A 26,385-nucleotide genomic window follows, 5' to 3' on the forward strand; every position below is an offset into this window, starting at 1 on the left:
AGGCAGAGGAGCCCCGCGTGCCCGAGACCGAGACCGAGGCCGAGACCGGCGAACCGGCCGAGGGCGCCGGCCCGGGTCTGCCCCGTCCCGTCACCGGAGACCGCCCCGCCGACGAGGCCCGTCGGGCATTGCGCGCCGCACGGCTGGCCGCGGAGGCCCACGATCACGCGGGTGCGGGTGCGGGTGCGGGTGCGGGTGCCGGTGCCGGTGGTGGTGGTGGGCGTGAGGCGGCGGCGGGCACGGCGTCCGTGTCGTCCACGCCCTCCGATCTGCCGGTGCCGTCTGCGCCGTCTGCGCCACCCACGCCGGCCGCCGCGGCCGAGGCGCCCGGGGTTCCCCCGAGGGCGTCCGCTCCGGGGGCGAGGCCGGGCGACGCGGCCCGTGAGGCGCTGCGCAGGGCGACGGCGAGCGACGCGGCGCTTCCGGTGTCCGAGGACGCCGCGGAGGCCGGCTCGGGGCAGGACCTCGACGGGACACCGACAGAGCCCCCGGCGTCCGGGGAGCCCGTCACGACCGGTCGTTCCGGCGCGCGGCCCCAGGGAGACGCCCGCCCCGGTGACATCGCGCGCGAGGCGCTGCGTGCCGCGCGGGACGAGGCGAGGCGGCTTCGGTCCGAGGGGACGGACGGCGGCGGAGAGCGGACGACGGAGTCCGGTGGCAAGGGAGTCGGCCCGAGGCGTCGGCCGGACGGGACCTCCCGCGCCGGTGCGCGGGGGCGGCGGCATCCCGCGCACTCCGACTCCGGGGAACGGGCGTCCCAGGAGCGGGACCTTCGCGATCTGCTCGCGAACGCCTTCCGGCTGCCCCCGGACGTCACCGCCGACACCGGCGAGCAGCCGTCGGACCCCGCCGGGCCCGGGCAGCCGTCCCACCCCGCCGACGGCACGGGCGAGACGACGCGCGACCGGGACTCCGGGCGGATCGCGCACCCTGTACACCCCGGCGACGCCGCGCGTCCCGAGCGGCCCGCGGACGCCGCGCGTCCCGCGTACCCCGTGTCCGGGAGCGCGGCGCGGGCGGCCACCGGGCCCGTCACCGGCGACTCTCCCGATCTCGATCCCTTCACGGCCGAGGTCGCGGCCCCCGAGCCCTTCACCCCGGAGACCTCCACCGAGTTCTTCGCCTCGTCGAGCACCGGGGGGCGGCACCCGGAGCCGGTCGTCCCCGCCGAGCGGAGCCCTCGCTCCATGGCATCCCCGGGCCGTGACGGTGAGTTGCGCCGGACCTTCCCCGCCTTTCCCGCGCGGGGCCGGGAAGAGGGCGGCGGCTTCGCGGAGACATGGTGGGGCAACGCGTGGGTCACGGCGCTGGAGGAAGGGGCGCTCGACGCGGCACGGCTGGCGCGCGGGCGGACGTACGCCGGGCACGGCCACGTCGACGCCGTCACCGTCACCCCGGGTCTGGTGCTCGCCTATGTGCACGGGAGCCGGCCGCGGCCGTACCGCGTCCAGGTCAGGGTGCGGACGCTGACCGACGGCGACTGGGACCGCTTCCTCGACGCCGCCGCCGAGCGGCCCGGACACATCGCGGCGCTGCTCGACAAGGAGATGCCCAAGTCGCTCGCGGACTGCGGTGTCGAACTGCTCCCCGGGCCCGGCGAGCTCGAACCGCACTGCAGCTGCCCCGACTTCGGCCACCCCTGCAAGCACGCGGCCGCGCTCTGCTACCAGACGGCGCGGCTGCTGGACCAGGACCCGTTCGTCCTGTTCCTGTTGCGCGGCCGCGGCGAGCGCGAACTGCTCGACGCGCTGTCCCGGCGCAACGCCACCCGCGCCGCCCGCGCGGCCCAGGAGCGGGAACCGGAGCAACCGGCCGGCGTCCGCGCCCGTGACGTCCTCGCGCGGCGCGTGCTGCCGCCCCTGCCCGCTCCGCTGCCACCGCCCGCGCATCCGGAGCAGCCGCCGGCCTACCCGGGCGTACCGGGCGGCCCGGACGCCTTCGCGCTGGACCAGCTCGCCACGGACGCGGCCGCTCGCGCGTACGCGCTGCTCACCTCGGGCCGCGATCCGGTCGCGGACCTGACCCTCTGGCAGGACGCGGTGCGCATCGCGGCGGCCCGCCCCGGGTCGGGGCTCACCGCCGCCACCCGCGCCCTCTACTCCTCACTCGCCTCGGCGACCGGCCGCACGCCGCTCGATCTGGCACGGGCGGTCGCGGCCTGGCGGCAGGGCGGATTCGACGCGCTCGCCGTCCTCGAAGAACCCTGGGACCCCCCGGCGGGCCGGTTCGACCGGGCCCGGCCGCTGCTCATGGCCGCCGACTTCCCGGCCTTCCGCCCCTGGCGCAACCACCTCACCCACCCGCGTGGCCACGCCCAGCTCCGCCTCGGCCGCAACGGCCTGTGGTACGCCTACGAGTCCGATCCGGGCCAGGACGACTGGTGGCCCCGCGGCACCCCGGACCTCGACCCGGTCGGCGCCCTGACGGGCCTCGGCGCACCGGGCGAGCTCTGACCCACACGACATTCCCCGGCCCGGAAGAACTCCGGAACCGGCCCCAGTCCCGCTCCGGTACGGGCCGGCTCGGCCGCCCCGCCCCGCCTCGGCTCGGCCACCGGCCCCGGCTCGGCCACCGGCCCCGGCTCGGCCACCGGCCCCGGCTCGGCCACCGGCCCCGGCTCGGATGTCGGCCCCGGTCCCGCACAGGTCCGTTCCGCGTCGTTTCTGTGCGTGCCGAGCCGTTTCCCGGGGTTCGTTCCCCGCCGTCGTCAGCCGTTTGCCGGTCGTTCCCGGCCGTCCCGGGCCGTTCCTTTCCGGGGTCGATCCGTTCCTTTGTGATCCAGTTCGGTCCGGTCCGGCCTCTTTCCGGCTTCTTTCCGGTCCGGCGGGCCCGTCGGCGGTGGTCCTGCCATGGTGTGTACACATGTGGCGGCCCGGTGGGGGCACCGTGGACGAACGGCCCCCATTTCCGTCCGAACGGGCCCGGAAGCTAGCGTGGGGCGGTGAGTGAGACGAAGACCCCTGCCCTTCAGTACCGCCTCGATGGCCCGGAAGACGCTCCGGTCCTCATACTTGGACCCTCGCTCGGCACCACCTGGCACATGTGGGACAGGCAGGTCCCGGAGCTCGCGAAGAGTTGGCGGATCTTCCGGTTCGACCTGCCGGGACACGGCGGAGCGCCCGCGTATCCGGCCGGATCGGTGGCCGAACTCGCCGGACGGCTGCTGGCCACGCTCGACCGGCTCGGCATCCAGCATTTCGGGTACGCGGGCTGCGCGTTCGGCGGGGCCATCGGGCTCGAACTGGCGCTGCGCCGCCCCGAGCGGGTGGCCTCCCTCGCGCTGATCGCCGCCTCGCCCCGTTTCGGTACGGCCGACGAGTTCCGTCAGCGTGGGGTGGTCGTGAGGTCGAACGGCCTGGACCCGATCGCCCGCACCTCGCCCGAACGCTGGTTCACGAGCGGTTTCGCGGCGGCCCAGCCCGCGATCACCGAGTGGGCCGTGCAGATGGTGCGCACCACCGACCCCGGCTGCTACATCGCGGCCTGCGAGGCGCTCGCCGCCTTCGACGTGCGGGGCGAACTGGGCATGGTGGGCGTTCCCACCCTCGTCCTGGCCGGCTCCGACGACCAGGTCACCGGGCCCGCGGAGGCGCGCACACTGGTCGCCGGAATACCGGACGCCCGCCTCGCGGTCGTGCCCGGTGCCTCGCACCTGGTTCCCGTGGAGCAGCCCGCCGCCGTCACGGATCTGCTCGTACGGCACTTCTCCAGCGCCTGGCTGCCCGCCTTCGACTCGTCCACCGGGCAGATGGCGGTCCCGGCCGCGCCGGCCTACCCCGTGCAGGTGGCCCCGCCACCGGTCGCGCCCTTCGCCGAGATCGCCCCGGCCCCCGTCGTGCCCGAGACCATGGGGCGGCAGGATCCCTACGACATCGGGATCAAGGTGCGCCGCGAGGTGCTGGGGGACGCGCACGTGGACGGGGTGCTGGCCTCGGCGGACGAGTTCTCCGGGGACTTCCAGGAGTTCGTCACCCGGTACGCGTGGGGCGAGATCTGGGACCGGCCCGGACTCGACCGGCGTTCGCGCAGCTGCGTGACGCTGACCGCTCTGGTCGCGGGCGGCCATCTCGACGACCTGGCCGTCCACACCCGTGCCGCCCTGCGCAACGGTCTCACCCCGGTGGAGATCAAGGAGGTGCTGCTCCAGGCGGCCGTCTACTGCGGCGTGCCGGCGGCGAACAGAGCCTTCCGGGTGGCCCAGAAGGTCATCCATGAGGAGACGACCCCCCAGGAGTGAGCCGACGGAGCTGTCCACAGGGCCGGGCCTCCGGGCTCGCGCGGGGGCAGGATGGACCCATGAAGCTCACGAAGAAGTCGCACGCCTGCGTCCGTCTCGAGAAGGACGGGCGGACGCTCGTCATCGATCCCGGGGGTTTCAGCGAGGAGGACGCGGCCCTGGGCGCGGACGTCCTCCTCGTCACGCACGAGCACCCCGACCACTTCGACGAGGAGCGGCTCCGCGCGGCCATGGAGGCCAACCCGGCGGCCGAGATCTGGACGCTGCGGTCGGTGGCGGAGAAGGTCTCCGCCGCCTTCCCCGGCCGGGTGCACACCGTCGGCCACGGCGACAGCTTCACCGCCGCCGGTTTCGACGTCCAGGTGCACGGCGAACTGCACGCGGTGATCCATCCGGACATCCCGCGCATCACCAACGTCGGCTATCTCGTCGACGGCGGCCGCGTCTTCCACCCCGGGGACGCCCTGACCGTCCCCGACCGGCCGGTCGAGACGCTGATGCTCCCCGTGATGGCCCCGTGGAACAAGATCTCCGAGGTCATCGAGTACGTCCGCGAGGTCAAGCCGCAGCGTGCGTACGACATCCACGACGCCCTGCTCACGGACCTGGCCCGGCCGATCTACGACCGCCAGATCGGCGCCCTCGGCGGCTCCGAGCATCTGCGGCTCACGCCGGGAGCGTCGGTGGAGGTCTGAGCCGACGGCGCCCCACCCCGTCCCGAACCCGTGTCGAGCCGTCCGGTCCCGTGCCTCCCCGTGCCGTCCCGATCGTGAACGGACGGCACGGAGTGTCCTCGTCGGACCCGTTGTCGTACCCGCCCGGTAGGTTGTGAGGCATGCGCATCGCCACCTGGAACGTGAACTCGATCACCGCCCGTCTCCCGAGGCTGCTGGCCTGGCTGGAGAGCAGTGGCACGGACGTGCTGTGCCTCCAGGAGGCCAAGGTCGCCGCCGAGCAGTTCCCGGCCGAACAGCTGCGCGAGCTGGGGTACGAGGCGGCCGTGCACGCCACGGGACGGTGGAACGGCGTGGCGGTGATCTCCCGAGTCGGCCTGGAGGACGTGGTCAGGGGCCTGCCCGCCGGTCCCGTGTACGAGGGCGCGGAGGAACCCCGGGCCGTCTCGGCGACCTGCGGGCCGGTCCGCGTCTGGTCGGTGTACGTGCCGAACGGCCGCGAGGTGGACCACGCTCACTACGCGTACAAGCTCCAGTGGTTCGAGGCCCTGAGAGCGGCCGTGGCGGGCGACGCGGCGGGCGGCCGCCCGTTCGCGGTGCTGGGCGACTACAACGTGGCGCCCACGGACGACGACGTCTACGACGTGGCCGCGTTCGAGGGGCTGACCCATGTCACCCCGGCCGAGCGGGCCGCGCTCGCGGCGCTGCGCGAGGAGGGCCTGACGGACGTGGTCCCGCGCCCCCTCAAGTACGACCACCCGTACACGTACTGGGACTACCGCCAGCTCTGCTTCCCGAAGAACCGCGGTATGCGCATCGACCTCGTCTACGGCAACGAGGCGTTCTCGACGGCGGTCAAGGACGCCTACGTCGACCGCGAGGAGCGCAAGGGCAAGGGCGCCTCGGACCACGCGCCGGTCGTGGTGGACCTGGACGTCTAGGACACCCGCCCGGCTGGAGTTCTGGGCGGCCCCCTGTGCCGTGGCGGGTGGGAGCCGTCCGTCGCGGCACCGGCAGCCGTCCGCCCGGCACAGGCGTTCGGCCCCGCGATAGCGGGCATCCTTCTCCATGGACGACTCGGGAAACCGGTGGGTACCCGAGGCGTGTTCCTCCGGTTGTCACGATTCGCCCTATTCCGTGATGAAATGCCGCGAGCTACATTTTGTTCACATACCGGGAACACGGAGCTTCGACGATCGCACCCCACGGAGAGGCCGGTCATGAACATCCCCTTCTTGGACAAGCTGCTCAAACGGCAGCCGGTGCGGCGGGACCGGCCCCTCGCCAAGGCCTTCGAGGACGACCCGGTGGGTGTGGCCGAGCTGTTCTCGGAGTGCGAACTGCTCCGTTCCCAGGCCGCGGCCGTCGGTCTCGAACTGGACGACACCCCGGACTCGTTGGTGGCCCTCGACCAGCTTCTGCCGTTGTGGCGCGACGACCCCGAGGCGCTGCCCTGGCTGGGGAACGACGCCGGCCTCTATCTGGGCACCGTCGTGGTCCGCACGGTGCCGGGCGCCTCCTGGCACGTCTGGCCCGGCGGCAGTCCGGCCGTCCTGCTCCCCTCGGGCCGTGAGATCCCGGTCGTCGAGGCCGGCCTGGACTGGGCCGTGCAGGGTGTCCCCGAGCTGTCCCAGATGTACGCCGAGGCCACGGAAGCCTGACCCGAGGGTTCCGTGGGTGTCCCGGCGATCGCCCGCGGTGTCGTGATCCGTTCTTCATCCAGCCTCAAATACGGCTAATGGCCCGACACGCGTGTCGTCCGTTAAGTGGCGATTTGCGTCGATAGTTTGCGGTGACCGGCACGGCCGACCGCGGGCTGCTCCGGAAGGGCCGTCGATCCCTTGATCGACCTGTTCGACGTCACCACGCACTTCGGGGAGCCGCATGTTCCGCAGGACGACGACCTCGCCTTCGGCAAGGGAGGGGTGGTCGTGATCACCGGCCCGTCGGAAAGATCCTCGACTGCCGGGTGAGGCAAGGGAATCCGTACCCGAACCCGCCAACCCCTCGGGGGCGCGCGAGCCCGAGCGCCTCGCCGCCGGGCACAGGGCGGCGCCGCCGTACGCTGATCGCGTGCCGTCCGAGAGGGATGCGCCGGGCGCCACCGTGCGGGAGTTGCCGCCGATGTGCGCCGGCGCCGATCCCGTCGGCGACGGGCACGCGGCAGAGGACCGCGCTGCGCACCCGCGAGGACTTCCTCGGGCCCGGGAAGCTGATCGCGGCGATCCTCGACTACGATTTGCCGTTCATCCCCGTGGTGACGGTGAGCCAGCCGATCCGCATCGGGATGTGTGTGCCGCTGTGCCGGTCCGCCCCACGGGCGTACGGGCGGAAGCGGCACAGTCCCGAGACCGAGGCCGTGGACGTGGCTCCGGCCGAACCAGGGACGCTGCTGCCGGGTGGGGTTCCCCCCACCGCCCCGACACGGTAGGGGGAGCAGCAGCTCACAGGGCCAGGCCCGACCGGCGCCAGCCGGGGATCACTGCTCGCGCAGGGGTACCGACACGTAGGACGGGTCGTGCTCCGGCGAGGAGAAGGTCAGCTGCGCGCCGGACGGGTTGTGCTCGATGTACAGCGGGTCGACCGTGTCGACGACCACCGCCAGACGATGCCCGGCCGGGACGTCGTAGGCCGTGGAGAACAGGTCCAGGTCCACGCCGAACGGCTCACCGGGCGTCCGCCCGTGGAAGGTGTACGGCGCGTTGCTGACCAGCTTGCCGACGCCGAGCGGGCCCACGTCGTAGAGATAGGCGATGAACGTGCCGCTCTCCTTGGTGCCGGTGACCGTGGTGTGGAGTTTGACGGTGCCTCGGACGCGCTGGACGCTCGTGGACTTCTCCGACTGCCACACCGCGGTCCAGTAGCGGGGCAGCAGCGGGATCGAGGCCATCGGCGGGATCCGGGTGAGCTGGTCGAGGATGCTGGACAGGAAGATGACCCCGCCGTCCGCGCCCGAGTCGACGTTCGTGTGGATCCTGGTGGTGCCCTTGAGGGCGATCTTCCGCGAGGCCGCGCCGACCGACTTCCAGTCCGGGTAGCCCTCGTAGCCGCCCGTGGAGCGGGACTTGAGCTGCACCGGCTGTTCGCGGTCGATGCCGTTGTCCTTGCCGGCCAGATAGTGGTCGAACCAGCGGCCGGTGTCGGTCCACACGTCGTTGGGGAGTCCGAGCAGGCCGGTGATCTCGGCGGTGGCGTGGTCGCCGGGGCGGAACTCCAGCCGCTTGGGCCCGGTCAGCTCCTCGTAGAACTTGGCGTACTGGTTGGCCGAGAAGATCGTGTCGCCCCAGGTGTTGGCCAGGAAGACGGCGGCGCCGTTCTTGTCCAGTTGGTCGACGTGCGTCTCGGGAGAACGTTTCTTCCCCCAGGCGATCAGATCCTGCTCCTTCGACAGATTCGAGCCGAAGAAGTCCTTGAACACCTGCTGGGTCTCGGCGCTGGGCCGGCCCACGATGTGCCCGACGCCGTCCAGCAGCGCGGCGGCCTGGACGTGTTCGGTACGGCCGGAGTAGATCGACGTGGTCAGATCCGCCCAGCCGCTCAGGGCGGCGACCGCCTTGATGCGCTTGTCGTGCGCCGCGGCCAGCAGGCTGATCCCGGCGCCGTACGAGACGCCCGCCACGCCCACCTTCCGCGCGTCGGCGGGGGTGTTGGCGAGCGCCCAGTCGATCACCCTGGACACGTCGGCGGTGTCGCGGGGTCCTGCGACGTCGATCTCGCCCCCCGACTGCCAGAAGCCGCGGACGTTGTAACTGACGACCACATAGCCGGAGTTCGCCAGCTTCTGGGCCTGTGCGAGGTACTCGACCTGCGGCAGGCCCCAGCTCGTGGGCAGGACGATGAGCGGATACGCGCGGGTGCCGTCCGCTCCCGCGGGGGTGACGACATTGGCCTTGAGGGTGGTACCGCCGTCGCCGGAGATGTCGACGAAGCGGACACCGCCCGAGCTGTCGGCGGCCTGGGCGGCGGGTGCGAGGCCGAGGCCGGCGGCCGCGATCAGCGTCGCGGAGAGGGCGCCGACGGCGGACGTGCGCAGGGGGTTGCGACCGTTTCCCAACGGGTCACTCCTCACTTGGTCAGTGCAAGGTGACCCGACGGTAACCGCGACGGTTTACTCGAAGTAACCCGTCGGTAAGTTACGTGCGAGTAACGATTGTTGAAGTGTTCATTTCCAACCGTTCAAACGTCGGCGGAGTGTGCCGCCGGGAACGGCCGGAAAGCGCCCGTGCCTGCGGACCGGGCGTCACGTACGCCGGCGCGCCCGAGGTGTGGCGGGCCTCGGCGAGGCCTCCCCGTCCTGGTCGGGGTCGGACGCCGGGTCCGGCGCCGGGTCCAGTGCCGGCGGAGTCGGCAGCGGAGCCTGGGCGGTGCGGGTGACGTCCGCGACGACCTCGACGACATCGGGGCCGTAGGCCTGGGAGTTCACGACCTTCAGGAGCAGGACGAAGCTGCTGCCGCCGTGCTTGCGGGCGAGGCGGGCGTGGTTGCGGGCGAGATAGCGGCTCGCGGCCTGGTTGGTGATCGCGCGCTGGCCGCAGAAGAGGAAGACCGGTCTCACCTCACGGCTCTGGCCCGCGGTGAGCCGGGCGAGGATCACGTACTCGGCCTGGCCCGACTCCAGGCGGTAGCGCTCGCTGCCGATCTGGAAGGCGCCCCGGTCGGGTCCCCGGCCGGAGTCGACGTTGACCTGCACGCCGGGCAGCAGGGACTGCAGATGCGCGGCCATGCGCCGGTTGGACGCCGGTCCGCCCACGCAGAACTCCGTGCGTTCGCCGAAGCCCTGCTGGGTCGCGTCGTGCGCGATCACCTGGGCGTGCGCGCCACAGTCCTTGATCAGGGCGGACAGTTCGAGAAGCGCGAACACGTCGTGACGCATCACCGTGAGCTCGGTACCGCCCGCCTCGCGGTTCACCACGAGCAGCGACTCGGAGTTGTCGGGCAGCCCGAAGAAGGCCTGCTTGCGGCGGAGCTTGCGCTTCCACAGGTAGGTGCGGGCGAGCCAGCCGAGCGAGGCACTGAGGCCTGCGGCCAGGACGCCGAGGACGATGTTGCGCACGTCGTCATTCATGTGCGCGCATGCTAGCGGGCCCACGGAACCGTGTTCGAGGGGGCCTGACGTGGTCACCGTGGTGAAGTTACGCTGCGCAGACGGCTGTTGACTGGAGGTATTGATGCGACGTCCTCTTGCACGGAATCTGACGGTCCTGGCGGTTTCGGCCGCGACGGCATTGGTGGGCGCGGCGGCGCCGCCCGGGGCTCCGGCGGCGGACACGGCCGCGAGGGCGCCCGTGGCGAAGGTGCCCGTCGCGGTCGGGTACGGAGGCGCCGTGGCGAGTGTCGACGCCGACGCCTCCGCCGCGGGCATCGAGGTGCTGAAGAAGGGCGGCAACGCCGTCGACGCGGCCGTCGCCACGGCGGCGGCCCTCGGCGTCACCGAGCCCTACTCGTCCGGCATCGGCGGGGGCGGCTACTTCGTCTACTACGACGCCAAGTCCCGTACGGTGCACACGATCGACGGACGCGAGACGGCACCCCTGACCGCCGACTCCGGGCTGTTCCTGGAGAACGGCAAGCCCCTCGCCTTCGCGGACGCCGTCACCAGCGGGCTGAGCGTGGGCACACCGGGCACGCCCGCCACCTGGCAGACGGCCCTGGACTCATGGGGCAGCAGACGCCTGGGCAGCGTCCTGGAGCCGGCCGAGCGCATCGCCCGTTCCGGGTTCACGGTCGACTCGACCTTCCGCGCGCAGACCGAGGCGAACCAGGCCCGCTTCGCGAACTTCCCCGACACCGCCGAGCTCTTCCTGCCCGGCGGCGCGCCGCCGGCCGTCGGGTCGACCTTCAAGAACCCCGATCTGGCCCGCACGTACGAGGAACTGGGCAGGAAGGGCACGCGCGCGCTCTACACCGGCGGTCTCGGCCGGGAGATCGTGGCCACCGTGAACGAGCCGCCCGTCGACCCGGCGTCCGGCTACGACGCCCGGCCCGGCAAGCTGTCCCTGGAGGACCTCGCGGCCTACGGGGCGAAGCGCCAGGCGCCCACCAGGACTTCGTACCGCGGTCTGAACGTCTACTCGATCGCCCCCTCCTCCTCCGGCGGCACCACCGTCGGCGAGGCGCTCAACATCCTGGAGGGGGCGGACCTCTCGAAGGCGAGCGAGACGCGGTACCTGCACCGCTTCATCGAGGCGAGCAGGATCGCCTTCGCCGACCGCGGCCGCTGGGTGGGCGACCCGGCCTTCGAGGACGTACCCACCAAGGGCCTTCTCTCGCAGAAGTACGCGGACGGCCGGGCCTGCCTCGTCAAGGACGACGCGGTGCTGGCGAGCCCGCTCGCGCCGGGCGACCCGAGCGCTCCCGCCGCCTGCGGCACCGCGGGGACGGCCGCCCCGACGACGTACGAGGGCGAGAACACGACCCATCTGACGGTGGCCGACAAGTGGGGCGACGTCGTCGCCTACACCCTGACCATCGAGCAGACCGGCGGCAGCGGTATCACCGTCCCGGGACGCGGCTTCCTCCTCAACAACGAACTGACGGACTTCTCCTTCGCACCGGCCAACGCGGCCGTGCACGACCCCAATCTGCCCGGTCCCGGCAAGCGGCCGCGCTCGTCGATCTCACCGACCATCGTCCTCGACCGGCACAACAGGCCTGTCGTGGCGCTCGGTTCACCCGGGGGCGCGAGCATCATCACGACCGTGCTCCAGACCCTGACCGAGTTCGTCGACCGCGGTCTCCCACTGGTCGACGCGATCGCCGCGCCACGAGCCAGCCAGCGCAACGCGGCCCAGACCGAGCTCGAACCCGGCCTCTACGACAGCCCGTCGAGGGCGGAGCTCGAAGCCATCGGTCACTCCTTCAAGGTGAACCCGGAGATCGGCGCGGCAACCGGCGTCCAGCGCCTCGCGAACGGCACATGGCTGGCCGCGGCGGAGAAGGTCCGGCGGGGCGGAGGATCGGCCATGGTCGTGCGGCCCGCGTCCTAGATCCGCGTGGCCCGCGTCCCAGGGTCCGCCGTCACGCCTCGGCGGTCCCGAACCCTGGGACCGGTGCCGCCGGTTGGCACTCGTGCCGTGGGGCAGGCGCCGTCCACCGCCCCGCGGCCATCGGCGTCCGAGCGGTCAGCGCGCCGTCAGGATGCGCGGACCCGAGTCCGTGATGGCGACCGTGTGCTCCGCGTGCGCCGCCCGGGAGCCGTCGTTCGTACGCAGCGTCCAGCCGTCGGGGGCCGCGTGGTAACCGTCCGTGCCGCCGCCGACGAGCATCGGCTCGATGGCGAGGACCATGCCGTGCCGCAACGGCAGTCCGCGGCCCGGGCGGCCCTCGTTCGGCACGGGCGGGTCCTCGTGCATCCGGCGCCCCACGCCGTGGCCGCCGAACCCGTCCGGGATGCCGTACCCGGCCGCCCGGCACACCGTGCCGACGGCGTGCGCGATGTCCCCGATGCGGTTGCCGACGACGGCCGCCTCGATGCCCGCGGCCAGGGCCCGCTCCGCGGTCTCCACCAGTCGCGCGTCGGCGGCGCGCGGCTCACCCACGATGAAGCTGATCGCCGAGTCGCCCACCCAGCCGCCGAGTTCGGCACCGAAGTCGACGGAGACGAGGTCGCCGTCGCGCAGCCGGTAGCCCGTCGGGATGCCGTGCACGATCGCCTCGTTCACGGAGGCGCAGATGACCGCGGGGAAGGGCGTGGGCGCGAAGGAGGGGTGATAGCCGAGGAAGGGTGACGTCGCGCCGGCTTCGCGCAGGACCTGATGCGCCACCTCGTCCAGCTCCAGCAGCGAGACGCCCACGTCGGCGGCACCGCGCACCGCCGTGAGTGCCCTGCCCACGACCTGGCCGGCCGCGTACATCTCGTCGATCGATGTGTCGGTCTTCAATTCCACCATGCCAATTACTATACCGGTATTAGAATGGTGTCATGGTGCGAACCCCCCTGACCCCTGAAGAGCGCGAACGCGGCGAGCGGCTCGGCCGACTGCTGCGCGAGGCCCGCGGTGGCCGCAGCATGGCGGACATCGCCGGGGTGGCGGGGATCTCCGCGGAGACCCTGCGCAAGATCGAGACCGGGCGCGCGCCCACCCCGGCCTTCTTCACGGTCGCGGCGCTGGCGCGGGTCCTCGGCCTCTCGATGGACGAGATCGTCGTGGGGTGCGCGCTGGTACCGGCGGCCTGAGGCGCGAGGTCTGAGGTCTGGAGTCCGAGGCCTGAGGCGCGAGGTCTGAGGTCTGGAGTCCGAGGCCTGAGGCGCGAGGTCTGAGGTCTGGAGTCCGAGGCCCGAGGCCCGAGGCCCGAGGTTTGAGTCCGAGGCCTGAGGTCCGAGCTCCGAGGCCCGAGCCCTGAGGCTTCGGGTCCGCCCTTCGCTGCTCTGACGGCCGGCGCTTCACGACCGGCCCCTCGCGACGGGGGACCTCGCGCGCCGCGGGCCTCGCGGGCCTCGCGCATCGAGGAACGCGCGCGTCGTGGGTCGCACGGTACGGTTCGGCCCGCCGGTGCTGAGAAATTGTTGAATTCACTGCTTATTCCCTTGTCGTCTACGCGCGTAGTCACTACCCTCCGGCCATGTCGAACACCAACTCCCTCTCTGACGTGGCGACTTCGCAGGATCCGACGCTCGGCCAAGCGCGGCTTTCCGCCCCCGTGGAACGCGCGACGAGGCGTGGACGCCGCGCGCGGACGGTCGTGCGGCTCGTGTGCACCGATCTCGACGGCACCCTGCTCGATTCGGCCGGCGCCATCCGTCAACGCACCCTGAGCACGCTCGCCGAGGCGGAGCGGGCCGGGATCGCCGTGGTGGGGGTGACCGGACGGCCCGTCCGCGACACCCTGGACCTGGCACGGCGCTACGGGCTCAGCGGACCCGTGGTGTGCAGCAACGGAGCGGTGACCGTGGACGCCGGGTCGGGGAGGCTGCTGGACTGCCGGGGATTCGGCCCCGGCGACGCGGAGCGGATCCTGCGCGCGGTCCGTGACACGGTGCCCGGGATCGCGCTGGGGGTCGACTCCGTGTCCGGTCTCCGTCTGGAGACGGCCTTCGTGCGGCTGGTGCCGAACACCTGGCGCCACGCGGCGCTGGACGGCGTGTCCGCGCCGGCGAACGAGGACCCGGTCGTCAAGATCCTCGCCGCCCATCCGATGCTGCTCGTCGACGAACTGGCCGCCTTGATCGCCTCGGTCGTGGGCGACCGCGCGGTGATCACGAGGTCCACCGGCGACTTCCTCGAACTGTCCGCCCCCGGCGTCGACAAGGGGGAAGCGCTCCGGACGCTGGCCGAGCGCAGCGGGCTTCCGCTGGAGCACACCGCCGCCGTCGGTGACATGCCCAACGACATCCCGATGCTGCGGGCGGCCGGGCTCGCCGCCGCCGTCGCGAACGCCCACGAGGACACCCTGCGCGCCGCCGACATCGTGTTGCCCAGCAACGACGACGAAGGCGTCGCCGCCCTCATCCGGCTCGTGCTGCCCCGCGTGGCGGCGATGGAGGCGTGCCGCGTCTGAGGGCGCGGCGGGGTCCGCCGCTCCTGCCCGCGGCCGGGCGGGGCGGGCCCGGAACGTAGGTGGACCGTCGTCCGGGCGCTCCGGAGCGTGGTGGAGTCTCCGCCGGCTCGCTCCGGGCCGCTCCGGCGCGTACGGGTCCGGCGGGACGGGGGAGAGGCGCGAGCCGTCCCGGACTTGGTTCACCCGGGAGCACGTCCGGTTGCCCTTCCGCCGGCCCCGCCGTCAGGTCGTCCACCGGCTCGTTCATCGGCGCGTGCGGCGCACGCCCGTGTGTACGCCGCGCGCTCCCGTGCGCCCCTCGTGAAGGGCTCTGCGTTCCCGCCGAAAACTCCCCGTAGTCGATACGTAACACGACTGGTGTTCGCTGTCGGGTCGAAGTGCTCACGTCGGGCGGGGAGTTGAGTGATGACTGTAGGACAACTCCCGGAACAGGTACTGGAGTTCGCGCGGTACCTGAACGGGCTTGTGGGGCGGCTCGACGGCAGCGGCGGTTGGTGCGGAGTCTTCTGGCAACGCGACCCCGACGGTATGCGAGCGTGTCTCGAAGGCCAGGAGGTGCCGCCCTGGGATGTCGTCGAGGCGCTCCTCCAGGACGTCCTCGCGCAGTACGGCGAGCGCGCCGCCGCCCAGGAGGCGGCACGGGCGCACACGTTGTACGAGGCCGCGCTGGCCGCGTACGACGTCCGTCCGGGCGCCCGGGACGCCCTCGGCGACCGCCTGGACGTCATGCTCCGCGAACAGCGCTACGCCGCCGAACGCCAGGCCGAGCTGAGCGGACGGCTCCCCTCGGCCGTTTCCCGGGGAGAGGCCGAGGCGATCCGCCTGGACCTCGCCTGGGCTCAGGACGATCACGAACGGGCCACCGCCCGCTGCGCCGAACTGCGCCACCGCATGGACAACGTCGACCGCCACGCACTGCGTGTCCGCGCGCCGGGCTTCCCGGCTCCGGCCGCCGGGGGCGGCGTGCGGACGCGGCAGCCGGAGAACTGGGCGGACCCGTCGGAGGGGCACCTGCCCGGACGGCCCCCGGCGGGGGGCAACCGGTTCGACGGGGACCCGGCCGCAGGGGACCCGTACGGAGCGGGAGGTGTCCGGCCCGGCCGGGGGACGGAGGCGCCGGGCGGTGCGGCGGAACCCGGGCCCCCGCCGCCGAACCACGCGCCGGGCCACGACGGGCACCGCCTGTCCCCGTCGGCGGCCCCTGCGCCGGACCGCGACGCCCGGCCCCTGCCCCCGTCGGACCGCACGCCGGGCTATGACGCGCAGCCCGGGTCCCGGCCCGCGGACCATGTGCCGGGCACTCACGCGCAGCCCCTGTCCCCGGCCGACCGCACGCCGGGCTACGGCGCGCGGCCCGGGTCCCGGCCCGCGGAGCACTCGCCGGGCACTCACGCGCAGCCCCAGTCCCCGGCCGACCGCACGCCGGGCTACGACGCGCAGCCCGGGTCCCGGCCCGCGGACCATGTGCCGGGTCAGCACGCGCCGGGCTACGGCGCGCGGCCCGGGTCCCGGCCCGCGGACCATGTGCCGGGCACTCACGCGCAGCCCCAGTCCCCGGCCGACCGCACGCCGGGCTATGACGCGCAGCCCAGGTCCCGGCCCGCGGACCATGTGCCGGGGCACCACGCGCCGGGCTATGACGCGCGGCCCCCTTCCGCACCGGTGGAGCCCCCGTCAAGCGGTCTGCGGGCCCACGACCGGGTCGCCGGGCCCGCTCCGGCCCATGACAGGACCCCGCCCGGCGCCGAAGCGCCTTCGGCGAAGCGCTCCAAGCGTCGCCGCAGAGGGGGCGCGCGCTTCGCCGGGATGGTGGAGGCGGACGCGCCTGCGGTGGTGCCGGAGACGGGACCGTCGCTGCCCGCCCCGCCCGCGCAGGACAGGCGTACGCCCCGCGGCGCGCGCTTCGCGGGAGCCGCCGAGGAGCCCGCGCCCCCGCCCTCGGGGGCCGGTGCCGAGCCGCTGGACGAGGACGCGCGGCGGCTCACCGCCGAGGCCGTCGCGACGCTCACGCGGCTGCGGAGCGAGGGCCGCAGCGGCGAGGCGCACGCCGTGCTCGTCGAAGCGGCGTACTGGCCGCCCGCACGCTTCCCCCTGCTCGCCGCCGAACTGCACCGCGCCGGCCTCGGCGCGGACTGGGCCACCCTGCTCTGGGAGGCGGCCTCGCTGCCCGCAGACCGCCTGGTCGCCGCGGCCGACGCGCTCACCGCCGCCGACCGCACCGCCGACGGCCGGCAGATGCTGCGCCAGGGCGTCTCCCGGCCCGCGCCGGAGATCGGGGCCGCCGTCCTCGGCCTCGCCGACGAGGGCCGCGGTCGCGAGATCAGCGCCCTCCTCGACGCGTACGTCCGCGTACGCACCCCCGAGGAGGCCGCGCGCAGCGCCGAGACGGACCCGCAGCGTCTCGTGCCGCTGCTCCTGCGGGCGGCGCGGGGCGTGTCCGACGAATGCCAATGGGACCTGGTCCACGCCCTGCGGGTGGCCGGCCTCACGGCGTGACCGCCCGCTCCGGAGCGGGGCCGTCCCACCAGCCCGGGGCGGAGGCCCGTCCCGGGCGTCCCGCGGGCGCCCCGCTCGGCCGGGCGTGTCGGCCACGACCGGGCCCTCCGCCCGGGTCCCCCGATCGGTCGCACCTCCGGCCGCAGCGGCCACGTCACTCACCCGTGAGGGTCAGAAACGTGATCGACTCAGCGGGTTAACGACGATGGTCTTGGCAAGGCTGTCCGGGGGGCTTACTTTCGAGCCTCTACAGCCTTTGTCTACGGGCGTAGAGGCTCTCTGACGTCCCGTCGAAGGAGCAGCTCATGGGCAACGTCGTACGTGCCGCCCTGGTCCAGGCCACCTGGACCGGCGACACCGAATCCATGGTCGCCAAGCATGTGGAGCACGCCCGCGAGGCGGCCCGGCAGGGCGCCAAGGTCATCGGGTTCCAGGAAGTCTTCAACGCCCCCTACTTCTGCCAGGTCCAGGAGCCGGAGCACTACGCCTGGGCGGAACCGGTTCCCGACGGGCCCACGGTCACCCGTATGCGGGAGCTCGCGCGCGAGACCGGCATGGTGATCGTCGTGCCCGTGTTCGAGATCGAGCAGTCCGGGTTCTACTACAACACCGCGGCCGTGATCGACGCCGACGGCACCTACCTCGGCAAGTACCGCAAGCATCACATCCCGCAGGTGAAGGGCTTCTGGGAGAAGTACTACTTCAAGCCCGGCAACGTCGGCTGGCCCGTCTTCGACACGGCCGTCGGCCGGATCGGCGTCTACATCTGCTACGACCGGCACTTCCCCGAAGGCTGGCGGCAACTCGGCCTGAACGGTGCCCAGCTCGTGTACAACCCCTCCGCCACCTCCCGGGGCCTCTCCGCCCATCTCTGGCAGCTGGAGCAGCCCGCGGCGGCCGTCGCCAACGAGTACTTCATCGCCGCGATCAACCGGGTCGGGCAGGAGGAGTACGGCGACAACGACTTCTACGGAACCTCGTACTTCGTCGACCCGCGCGGACAGTTCGTCGGCGAGAGGGCGAGCGACAAGGCCGAGGAACTCGTCGTCCGCGACCTGGACTTCGGCCTCATCGAGGAAGTACGCCGGCAGTGGGCGTTCTACCGCGACCGGCGCCCCGACGCCTACGAAGGGCTGGTGCAGCCATGACCGACCTGTACACCCGCCACCAGGCCGTCCTGCCCGACTGGCTCGCCCTGTACTACGAGGACCCGATCGAGATCACCCACGGCGAGGGCCGCCACGTCTGGGACGCCGACGGCAACAAGTACCTCGACTTCTTCGGCGGCATCCTCACCACGATGACCGCGCACGCCCTCCCCGAGGTGACGAAGGCCGTCAGCGAGCAGGCCGGCCGGATCATCCATTCCTCGACGCTCTACCTCAACCGGCCGATGGTCGAACTCGCCGAGCGCGTCGCCCAGTTGTCCGGCATCCCCGACGCCCGTGTCTTCTTCACCACCTCCGGCACCGAGGCGAACGACACGGCCCTGCTGCTCGCGACCGCCCACCGGCGCAGCAACCAGATCCTCGCCATGCGCAACAGCTACCATGGCCGGTCGTTCAGCGCGGTCGGGATCACCGGCAACAAGGGCTGGTCACCCACCTCCCTGTCGCCGCTCCAGACGCTGTACGTGCACGGCGGTGTCCGCACCCGCGGCCCCTACGCCGACCTCGACGACGCCGCGTTCACCGACGCCTGTGTCGAGGACCTGAAGGACCTGCTCGGCCATGTCCGCCCGCCCGCCGCCCTGATCGCCGAACCGATCCAGGGCGTCGGCGGCTTCACCGCTCCGCCCGACGGCCTGTACGCGGCCTTCCGCGACGTGCTCCAGGAGTACGGCATCCTCTGGATCGCGGACGAGGTGCAGACGGGCTGGGGCCGCACCGGCGAGCACTTCTGGGGCTGGCAGGCCCACGCGGCCTCCGGCCCGCCCGACATGCTCACCTTCGCCAAGGGCATCGGCAACGGCATGTCCATCGGCGGGGTCGTCGCCCGTGGCGAGATCATGAACTGCCTCGACTCCAACTCCATCTCCACCTTCGGCGGTTCACCGGTCACGATGGCGGCGGGGCTCGCGAACCTCACGTACCTCCTCGAACACGACCTCCAGGGCAACGCCCGGCGCGTCGGCGGCCTGCTCATCGAACGGCTCCGCGCGGTCGCCGCGCAGTTCGGCGGTGTCCGCGAGGTGCGCGGGCGCGGGCTGATGATCGGCATCGAACTGGTGCGGCCCGGTACCGACCGCGCGAACCCCGAAGGGGCCGCGGCGGTCCTCGAAGCGGCCCGCGAGGAAGGCCTGTTGATCGGCAAGGGCGGCGGTCACGACACCAGCGTCCTGCGCATCGCGCCGCCGCTCTCCCTCACCGTCGCGGAGGCGGAGGAGGGTGCGTCGATCCTGGAACGCGCTCTGAGGCGGGCCCAGTAACGGATGAACAAGGGCGGGTGCGCCGAAGGGGCGATGGTCTCGAAGGCCGGGCGCGCGAAGACCCGGGGGTCCGGGCACGCGTCGGGTCCCCGGGGCCGCCCGCAGCGCTCCCGAGGCGAACCCGGCCACGGACAAAGGGGAACCCCGCCATGACCACCGCCCTGGAACCCGCTCTCTCGGTACGCCAGGTCCTCGCCCTGGACCGGGTGCTCGCCGGGGAGCCCGAGGTGGTGGCCGGCGCCGGTCACCTCGACCGGTCCGTCCGCTGGGTGCACGTCGCCGAGGCCGCCGACGTGGGCGTCATGCTCAGCGGTGGCGAGATGGTGCTCACGACCGGGGTGCTGCTCGCGGGCGACCCCGACGCCCAGGCCGAGTACATCCGTTCGCTGCACCGGGCCGAGGCCTCGGCCGTCGTCCTCGGTCTCGGCCGGGCCTTCCCGGCGCCCCCGGACGTGATGCGCCGGGCCGCCGAACGCTGCGGGCTGCCGATGGTGGTGCTCCACCGCCCGTTCCCCTTCGCCGAGTTGACGGAGGAGGTCCAGTCCCGGCTGGTACGGCACAAGTTCGCGGCCGTGAGCCTCTCCGAATCCGTACGCACGGCGCTGACCGGGCTGATCACCACCGGTGCCCCGCTCCAGCGCGTGCTCGACGAGATCGCCGTGCACGCCGCCTGCCCCGTCGTCGTCACCAACCTCGCCCACCGGGTCCTCGCCACCGCCGGTGAACGCTCCGCCGTCGACGACGTCCTGCGCGACTGGGACCGCATCGCCCGGCAGGCGGGCGGCAGCGAGGGCGACGGATGGATCCGCGCCGAACTGGGCGGACGGGGGGAGCGGTGGGGCCGCCTCGTGCTGTGCGGCCACTGGGGCGACGCGGGGACCGGGCGGCTGCTCGCCGACCGGGCCGCCGAGGCCCTGGTCCTGCACCGCATGCTCGGCGGCGCCGCCCACTCCTGGGAGGAGAAGTCCGCGCAGGGGCTGCTGACCGACCTGGTGAGCGGTGTCGTACCGGCCCGCCAGCTCCTGCCGCGAGCGCGGGCCGCCGGACTGCCGGTGAACCGCCGTACCTTCGTGCCGCTGGTCGTACGCGACGGCGAACCGGCCCAACTCGACCGGGTTCTCCGGCTGCTGGGACTGCCGGGGCTCGTCGCCGAACTGTCCGACGGAGCCACCGCCGTGCTGCTCAGCCTCCCGCGCGACCAGGACGCGGAGGCGCTGGCCGAGCACTTCGCCGCCCGGCTGCGGGACGAGACCGGGGTCCCCGCCGTCGTGTCCGCCGCCGGACCCCGTACCGCCTGGGACGACGTGCCCTTCGGGCTGCGTGAGGCGCTGCACGTCGCCGAGGCCGCCGCCGGCACACCCGCCGACCAGGACCGGCCCGCGCTGGTCCGGCTGCGTGACGTGCATCTGCGCGGCCTCGTCCGGCTGCTGAGGGACGATCCGCACGTCCAGTCCTTCGCGGAACGCGAACTCGACGGGCTGCTGTGCGGACCGCGGGCGGATCCCCGGCTGCTGCCCGTCCTGCGGACCTACCTCGCCACCGGGCGCAACAAGTCGCGCACGGCGCAGCTCCACCATGTCAGCCGGCCCGCGCTCTACCGCCGTCTCGAAGCCATACAGGCCCGCCTCGGCGTCGACCTCGACGACTTCGAACAGGCCGCGTCCGTCCACATCGCGCTGCTCGCGCACGACGCGCAGCAGCGGTGAGGACCCGGCGGGCAACAGCGGTGAAACACAGGACCAGTCGGCTGAAACACGGGAGAACACGGAGGTGACACCGTGGAACGGCACAGCACGTGGGACGTGACACGGTGCAACTCAAAGAAGGGGCCGGGGCTTTCTAGTCTCCTCGCACACCGAGCGACCGGAGGTCCCGATGAGCAGAGTGATCCGCGCCGCCGTCTTCCAGACCGCATGGACCGGCGACAAGGAATCGATGATCCAGGTCCACGAGCAGGCGGCCCGCGACGCGGCCGCGCAGGGCGCCCAGGTCCTGTGCTTCCAGGAGCTGTTCTACGGACCGTACTTCTGCCAGGTCCAGGACAAGGAGTTCTACGCGTACGCCGAGCAGATCCCGGAGGGCCCGATCGTCCGGCGCTTCCAGGCGCTGGCGAAGGAACTGGGCCTCGTCCTCGTGCTGCCGATGTACGAGGAGGAGCAGCCCGGAGTCCTGTACAACACGGCGGCCGTGATCGACGCCGACGGCTCCTACCTGGGCAAGTACCGCAAGACCCATATTCCCCAAGTACCCGGATTCTGGGAGAAGTTCTACTTCCGGCCCGGGAACTCGGGCTGGCCCGTCTTCGACACGGCCGTGGGCCGGATCGGCGTCTACATCTGCTACGACCGGCACTTCCCGGAAGGCTGGCGGGCTCTCGGTCTCGCGGGTGCCGAGATCGTCTTCAACCCCTCGGCCACCTCACGCGGTCTGTCCGGCTACCTCTGGCAGCTGGAGCAGCCGGCCGCGGCGGTCGCCAACGAGTACTTCGTGGGCGCGATCAACCGGGTGGGCGTCGAGGAGTACGGCGACAACGACTTTTACGGGACCTCGTACTTCGTGGACCCCGAGGCCCAGTTCGTCGGGGAGGTGGCGAGCGACAAGGAGAGCGAACTCGTCGTCCGCGACCTGGACATGGCCAAGCTCCGCGAGGTCCGCGACCGGTGGCAGTTCTACCGCGACCGCGCCCCGGGGGCCTACGGGCCGCTGACCGCGCCGTAGCGGCGGCCCGGGCCGCGGGCCAGGACCGGTTCCGGGCGCCGGACGGCGGCGCCCGGAACCGGCCGGACCCGCGGCCCGGCGGACCCGGTCCCGCCCGCGCACCGCCCCGCGAGTCTCCTCACCAGGAGACAGCGTCGACCCCACGTCCCCGCCAGCCTCACAACCCCTCAGCGCACGCACGACCGGAAGGAGAGGGAGCATGAGCCGTACCGTCATCCGGGGTGGTCTCGTCATCACCGCGTCCGACGAGATCCACGCCGACGTCCTGATCGAGGACGGCCGGATCGCCGCCCTCGCCGCGACGGGCACGCCTGCGGCCGAGTCGTGGACGGCCGAGCGCGCCATAGACGCCACCGGCAAGTACGTGATCCCGGGCGGCGTCGACGCCCACACCCACATGGAGCTGCCCTTCGGCGGCACCTTCGCCTCCGACACCTTCGAGACCGGCACCCGGGCCGCCGCCTGGGGCGGTACGACCACCATCATCGACTTCGCCGTCCAGAGCGTCGGGCGCTCCCTGCGCGAGGGCCTCGACGCGTGGAACGCCAAGGCGGACGGCAACTGCGCCATCGACTACGGCTTCCACATGATCGTCTCCGACGTGAACCAGGAGACGCTCAAGGAGATGGATCTGCTGGTCGAGGAGGGGGTGACCTCCTTCAAGCAGTTCATGGCCTATCCGGGCGTCTTCTACAGCGACGACGGCCAGATCCTGCGCGCCATGCAGCGCTCCGCCGAGAACGGCGGCCTGATCATGATGCACGCCGAGAACGGCATCGCGATCGACGTGCTCGTCGAACAGGCGCTGGCCCGCGGCGAGACCGACCCGCGCTTCCACGGGGAGGTGCGCAAGGCGCTGCTGGAGGCCGAGGCCACCCACCGCGCCATCAAGCTCGCCCAGGTCGCGGGCGCCCCGCTCTACGTCGTGCACGTCTCGGCGACCGAGGCCGTCGCCGAACTGGCCCGCGCGCGCGACGAGGGCCTGAACGTCTTCGGCGAGACCTGCCCCCAGTACCTGTTCCTGTCGACCGACAACCTCGCGGAACCGGACTTCGAGGGATCGAAGTACGTGTGCAGCACGCCGCTTCGGCCCAAGGAGCACCAGGCGGCCCTGTGGCGCGGTCTGCGCACCAACGACCTCCAGGTCGTGTCGACGGACCACTGCCCGTTCTGCTTCGTGGGGCAGAAGGAACTGGGCCGCGGCGACTTCTCGAAGATCCCCAACGGCCTCCCCGGCGTCGAGAACCGCATGGACCTGCTCCACCAGGCCGTCGTCGACGGGCACATCTCCCGCCGCCGCTGGATCGAGATCGCCTGCGCCACGCCGGCCCGGATGTTCGGCCTGTACCCGAAGAAGGGCACCATCGCGCCGGGCGCCGACGCCGACGTCGTCATCTACGACCCGCACGCCGAGCAGATCATGTCGGTCGAGACCCACCACATGAACGTCGACTACTCGGCGTACGAGGGCAAGCGCGTCACCGGACGGGTCGAGACCGTGCTCTCCCGCGGCGAACCGGTCATCACCGACCGGGAGTTCACCGGGCGCGCGGGCCACGGCGTCTACACCCCCCGTTCCACCTGTCAGTACCTTCTCTGAGCGACCAGGAGTGGCGCCATGGACTTCGGACTCGTCCTGCAGACAGACCCTCCGGCCTCCCGTGTCATCGACCTGATGAAGCGGGCCGAGGCCAACGGCTTCACCTACGGCTGGACCTTCGACTCGGCCGTGCTGTGGCAGGAACCCTTCGTGATCTACAGCCAGATTCTCGCCAACACCGAGAAGCTGACCGTCGGCCCGATGGTCACCAACCCGGGCACCCGCACCTGGGAGGTCACCGCCTCCACCTTCGCGACGCTCAACGACATGTACGGCAACCGCACGGTGTGCGGGATCGGGCGCGGCGACTCGGCGATGCGTGTCGCCGGACGCAAGCCCAACACCCTCGCCCGTATAAGCGGTGCGATGAAGGTCATCCGCGCCCTCGGCCGGGGCGACGAGGCCGACCTCGGCGGCACCGTCATCAAGTTCCCGTGGGTCAGGCCGGGCGCCGAACTGCCGGTCTGGATGGCCGCGTACGGCCCGAAGGCGCTGAAGATGACCGGCGAGGAGGCCGACGGCTTCATCCTCCAGCTCGCCGACCTCTACCTCACCGAGTACATGGTCAAGGCCGTGAAGGACGCGGCGGCCGGGGCCGGGCGCGACCCCGCCGAGGTGAAGATCTGCGTGGCGGCGCCCGCGTACATCACCGAGGACGACTCGCCCGAGGCGCTCGCCCACGCCCGCGAGCAGTGCCGCTGGTTCGGCGGCATGGTGGGCAACCACGTGGCCGACCTGGTCTCCAAGTACGGCGAGCACTCGGCCGCGGTTCCCGAGGAACTCACCGAGTACATCAAGGCCCGCGAGGGCTACGACTACTCGCACCACGGACGGGCCGACAACCCCGACACCGCGTTCGTGCCCGATGAGATCGTCGACCGGTTCTGCCTGATCGGGACGGCCGAGCGGCACATCGAGAAGCTGAACGCGCTGCGCGAGCTGGGCGTCGACCAGTTCGCGGTCTACGACATGCACGACGCCCAGGAGTCCACCATCGACGCGTACGGAGCGCGGGTCATCCCCGGCGTCAACGGGCAGTAACCGAAGGTCACCCCTCGTTCTCCCCTTCCCGCCGTCCCGGGAAGGGGATCAGGGCGCCCAGTGCGCACCCCCCGAGTCGTCCCCGCACGGCCTTTCCCGTCACTCCTCATTGATTGGCCTGCTCATGACAGAACTAGTCTCCCCAGGCGGCCCGCCCGCCGGACAAGTCACGCTCCCCGACGGCCGGGTGGAGATCGCGCCCGACGCTCCCGTGCCCACCGGCCCCTACGCCAACGACGACCTATTGCCGGTTCCGGTCGAGAAGCGCACCTGGACCACGTACAACTTCTCGGCCCTGTGGGTCGGCATGGCCCACAACACCGCTTCCTGGACGCTGGCTTCGGGTCTCATAGCCGTCGGCATGGACTGGAAGCAGGCCGTCCTCACCATCGCCCTCGCCAACCTGATCGTGCTGGTCCCGATGCTGCTCACCGGGCACGCGGGACCGAAGTACGGCATCCCCTTCCCCGTCTTCGCCCGTGCCTCCTTCGGGGTGCGCGGAGCCAACCTCCCCGCTGTCGTACGGGCGTTGGTGGCCTGCGGCTGGTTCGGCATCCAGACCTGGATCGGCGGCGAGGCGATCTACTTCCTCGCCGGGAAGCTCTTCGGCGACAGTTGGGCGAACGCCTCGCACATCGGGGGCTACGCGTGGACGATGTGGCTGTCCTTCGCGATCTTCTGGGTGCTCCAGGTCGCCATCATCTACCGGGGAATGGAGACGATCCGCCGGTTCGAGAACTGGGCCGCGCCGTTCGTGCTCGTCGGTGCCGGCGTGATGCTGTGGTGGATGAGCGACAAGGCGGGCGGCTTCGGCCCCCTGCTCGACCAGCCGTCGAAGCTCGGCTGGGGCGGAGACTTCTGGAAGCTGTTCTGGCCCTCGCTGATGGGCATGATCGGGTTCTGGTCGACCCTGTCGCTGAACATCCCGGACTTCACCCGGTACGGCAGGAGCCAGAAGGCGCAGACGATCGGACAGGCCCTGGGGCTTCCCACCACCATGACGCTCTTCGCGTTCCTGTCCGTCATGGTCACCTCGGGTTCGCAGGCCGTGTACGGCAAGGCGATCTGGGACCCGGTCCAGCTGGCCGCCAAGACGGACAACGTCGTCGGCATCCTCTTCGCGCTGGTCACCGTGCTGGTCGCGACGCTGTCCGTGAACATCGCGGCGAACCTGGTCTCCCCGGCCTTCGACTTCTCCAACATCGCCCCTCGGAAGATCAACTTCCGTGCCGGCGCGCTCGCCACCTGTGTCCTGGGCGTGCTGATCTTCCCGTGGAAGCTGTACTCCGACCCCCAGGGCTACATCTTCACCTGGCTCGGGCTGGTCGGCGGTCTGCTGGGGACGGTCGCCGGCATCCTCATCGCCGACTACTGGGTCCTGCGCCGCACCAGGCTCCACCTCGCCGACCTGTACCGCTCGGGTGGCCGCTACTGGTACGACGGCGGCTGGAACTGGCGGGCCGTGGCCGCCTTCGTCACCGGCGGCGTCCTGGCCGTCGGCGGCGCGGACTTCCACCCCCTGATCGACGGACGGCCCGTCCCGGCACTTGAACCGCTCGCCGACTACGGGTGGGCGGTCGGCCTCGGTACGTCGATGGCGCTGTACCTGCTCCTGATGCTGACGCGCGGAAGGGAAGCGACCGCGGAGTGACCGCGGGCCGACCGCGGGCCGACCGCGGACCGGCCCGCGGTG

20 protein-coding genes and 1 pseudogene are annotated in these 26,385 nt (G+C 72.2%); 18 read left to right on the plus strand and 3 right to left on the minus strand.

The features are described from left to right. Positions 1-17 precede the first annotated feature (17 nt). The 7 genes and pseudogenes from ACF07B_RS12125 to ACF07B_RS12155 all read left to right on the plus strand — a co-directional run. Positions 18-2,453, plus strand: a complete 2,436-nt coding sequence (locus ACF07B_RS12125) for an SWIM zinc finger family protein (protein ID WP_392178876.1) — start codon at positions 18-20, stop codon at positions 2,451-2,453. A gap of 488 nt (positions 2,454-2,941) precedes the next feature. Continuing rightward, positions 2,942-4,237, plus strand: a complete 1,296-nt coding sequence (locus tag ACF07B_RS12130; RefSeq protein ID WP_392178877.1) for an alpha/beta fold hydrolase — start codon at positions 2,942-2,944, stop codon at positions 4,235-4,237. Positions 4,238-4,296: 59 nt separating this feature from the next. Next, complete coding sequence (locus tag ACF07B_RS12135) at positions 4,297-4,932, plus strand: MBL fold metallo-hydrolase (RefSeq protein WP_392178878.1); 636 nt, start codon at positions 4,297-4,299, stop codon at positions 4,930-4,932. A gap of 140 nt (positions 4,933-5,072) precedes the next feature. Continuing rightward, the gene (locus ACF07B_RS12140; RefSeq protein WP_369482181.1) at positions 5,073-5,852 is read left to right on the plus strand and encodes an exodeoxyribonuclease III; all 780 of its coding nucleotides are present in this window, start codon (positions 5,073-5,075) and stop codon (positions 5,850-5,852) included. Between the two features lie 279 nt (positions 5,853-6,131). Then, a complete protein-coding gene (locus ACF07B_RS12145; RefSeq protein ID WP_369482179.1) occupies positions 6,132-6,572 on the plus strand; it encodes a DUF6278 family protein in 441 nt (146 codons plus the stop codon). A gap of 180 nt (positions 6,573-6,752) precedes the next feature. Further along, positions 6,753-6,884 carry a hypothetical protein gene (locus ACF07B_RS12150; protein WP_392178879.1) on the plus strand — a complete coding sequence of 44 codons (132 nt, stop codon included), beginning with the start codon at positions 6,753-6,755 and terminating at the stop codon, positions 6,882-6,884. Between the two features lie 203 nt (positions 6,885-7,087). Further along, a pseudogene (locus tag ACF07B_RS12155) lies at positions 7,088-7,342 on the plus strand (amino acid ABC transporter permease); the annotation flags it as partial. Between the two features lie 48 nt (positions 7,343-7,390). Here the strand turns inward: ACF07B_RS12155 and ACF07B_RS12160 are convergent. Together ACF07B_RS12160 and ACF07B_RS12165 are read right to left on the minus strand one after the other, a co-directional pair. Further along, positions 7,391-8,965 carry an alpha/beta fold hydrolase gene (locus ACF07B_RS12160; protein ID WP_392178880.1) on the minus strand — a complete coding sequence of 525 codons (1,575 nt, stop codon included), beginning with the start codon at positions 8,963-8,965 and terminating at the stop codon, positions 7,391-7,393. A gap of 186 nt (positions 8,966-9,151) precedes the next feature. After that, positions 9,152-9,976, minus strand: coding sequence for a hypothetical protein (locus ACF07B_RS12165; protein WP_392178881.1), 825 nt, complete (start codon positions 9,974-9,976; stop codon positions 9,152-9,154). 103 nt (positions 9,977-10,079) lie between these two features. On the opposite strand from ACF07B_RS12165, the gene ggt reads away from it, so the two are divergent. Then, the gene (gene ggt / locus ACF07B_RS12170) at positions 10,080-11,897 is read left to right on the plus strand and encodes a gamma-glutamyltransferase (RefSeq protein ID WP_392178882.1); all 1,818 of its coding nucleotides are present in this window, start codon (positions 10,080-10,082) and stop codon (positions 11,895-11,897) included. Positions 11,898-12,032: 135 nt separating this feature from the next. Here the strand turns inward: ggt and map are convergent, their stop codons facing one another. Continuing rightward, on the minus strand, positions 12,033-12,800 hold the full coding sequence (map, locus tag ACF07B_RS12175; protein WP_369482171.1) for a type I methionyl aminopeptidase: 768 nt from the start codon (positions 12,798-12,800) through the stop codon (positions 12,033-12,035). Positions 12,801-12,832: 32 nt separating this feature from the next. Here map and ACF07B_RS12180 point away from each other — a divergent pair, with 32 nt between their 5' ends. The 10 genes from ACF07B_RS12180 to ACF07B_RS12225 all read left to right on the plus strand — a co-directional run bounded on the left by ACF07B_RS12180 (position 12,833) and on the right by ACF07B_RS12225 (position 26,343). Further along, on the plus strand, positions 12,833-13,087 hold the full coding sequence (locus ACF07B_RS12180; protein WP_362392084.1) for a helix-turn-helix transcriptional regulator: 255 nt from the start codon (positions 12,833-12,835) through the stop codon (positions 13,085-13,087). A gap of 386 nt (positions 13,088-13,473) precedes the next feature. Then, positions 13,474-14,409: an HAD hydrolase family protein gene (locus ACF07B_RS12185; RefSeq protein WP_392178883.1), complete on the plus strand. Its 936-nt coding sequence runs from the start codon at positions 13,474-13,476 to the stop codon at positions 14,407-14,409. Positions 14,410-14,814: 405 nt separating this feature from the next. Beyond that, positions 14,815-16,905: a hypothetical protein gene (locus tag ACF07B_RS12190; RefSeq protein ID WP_392178884.1), complete on the plus strand. Its 2,091-nt coding sequence runs from the start codon at positions 14,815-14,817 to the stop codon at positions 16,903-16,905. Positions 16,906-17,210: 305 nt separating this feature from the next. Continuing rightward, the gene (locus ACF07B_RS12195) at positions 17,211-18,053 is read left to right on the plus strand and encodes a nitrilase-related carbon-nitrogen hydrolase (protein WP_392178885.1); all 843 of its coding nucleotides are present in this window, start codon (positions 17,211-17,213) and stop codon (positions 18,051-18,053) included. Then, on the plus strand, positions 18,050-19,333 hold the full coding sequence (locus tag ACF07B_RS12200; RefSeq protein WP_392178886.1) for an aspartate aminotransferase family protein: 1,284 nt from the start codon (positions 18,050-18,052) through the stop codon (positions 19,331-19,333). The genes ACF07B_RS12195 and ACF07B_RS12200 overlap by 4 nt, the downstream gene beginning before the upstream one ends. Positions 19,334-19,482: 149 nt before the next feature. Then, entirely contained in the window at positions 19,483-21,039 is a 1,557-nt protein-coding gene (locus tag ACF07B_RS12205) for a PucR family transcriptional regulator (protein WP_392178887.1), read from the plus strand. 169 nt (positions 21,040-21,208) lie between these two features. Then, positions 21,209-22,051 (plus strand): nitrilase-related carbon-nitrogen hydrolase, encoded by an 843-nt coding sequence (locus ACF07B_RS12210; RefSeq protein ID WP_266763778.1) that lies wholly within the window; start codon positions 21,209-21,211, stop codon positions 22,049-22,051. Positions 22,052-22,250: 199 nt separating this feature from the next. Next, a complete protein-coding gene (gene hydA / locus ACF07B_RS12215; RefSeq protein ID WP_392178888.1) occupies positions 22,251-23,651 on the plus strand; it encodes a dihydropyrimidinase in 1,401 nt (466 codons plus the stop codon). 18 nt (positions 23,652-23,669) lie between these two features. Next, positions 23,670-24,692, plus strand: a complete 1,023-nt coding sequence (locus ACF07B_RS12220) for a TIGR03842 family LLM class F420-dependent oxidoreductase (protein ID WP_392178889.1) — start codon at positions 23,670-23,672, stop codon at positions 24,690-24,692. A gap of 124 nt (positions 24,693-24,816) precedes the next feature. After that, the gene (locus tag ACF07B_RS12225; RefSeq protein WP_392178890.1) at positions 24,817-26,343 is read left to right on the plus strand and encodes an NCS1 family nucleobase:cation symporter-1; all 1,527 of its coding nucleotides are present in this window, start codon (positions 24,817-24,819) and stop codon (positions 26,341-26,343) included. The last annotated feature ends 42 nt before the right edge of the window (positions 26,344-26,385 follow it).

Origin of the sequence: Streptomyces sp. NPDC015532 (assembly GCF_043078065.1) — a bacterium.
GTDB lineage: Bacteria > Actinomycetota > Actinomycetes > Streptomycetales > Streptomycetaceae > Streptomyces.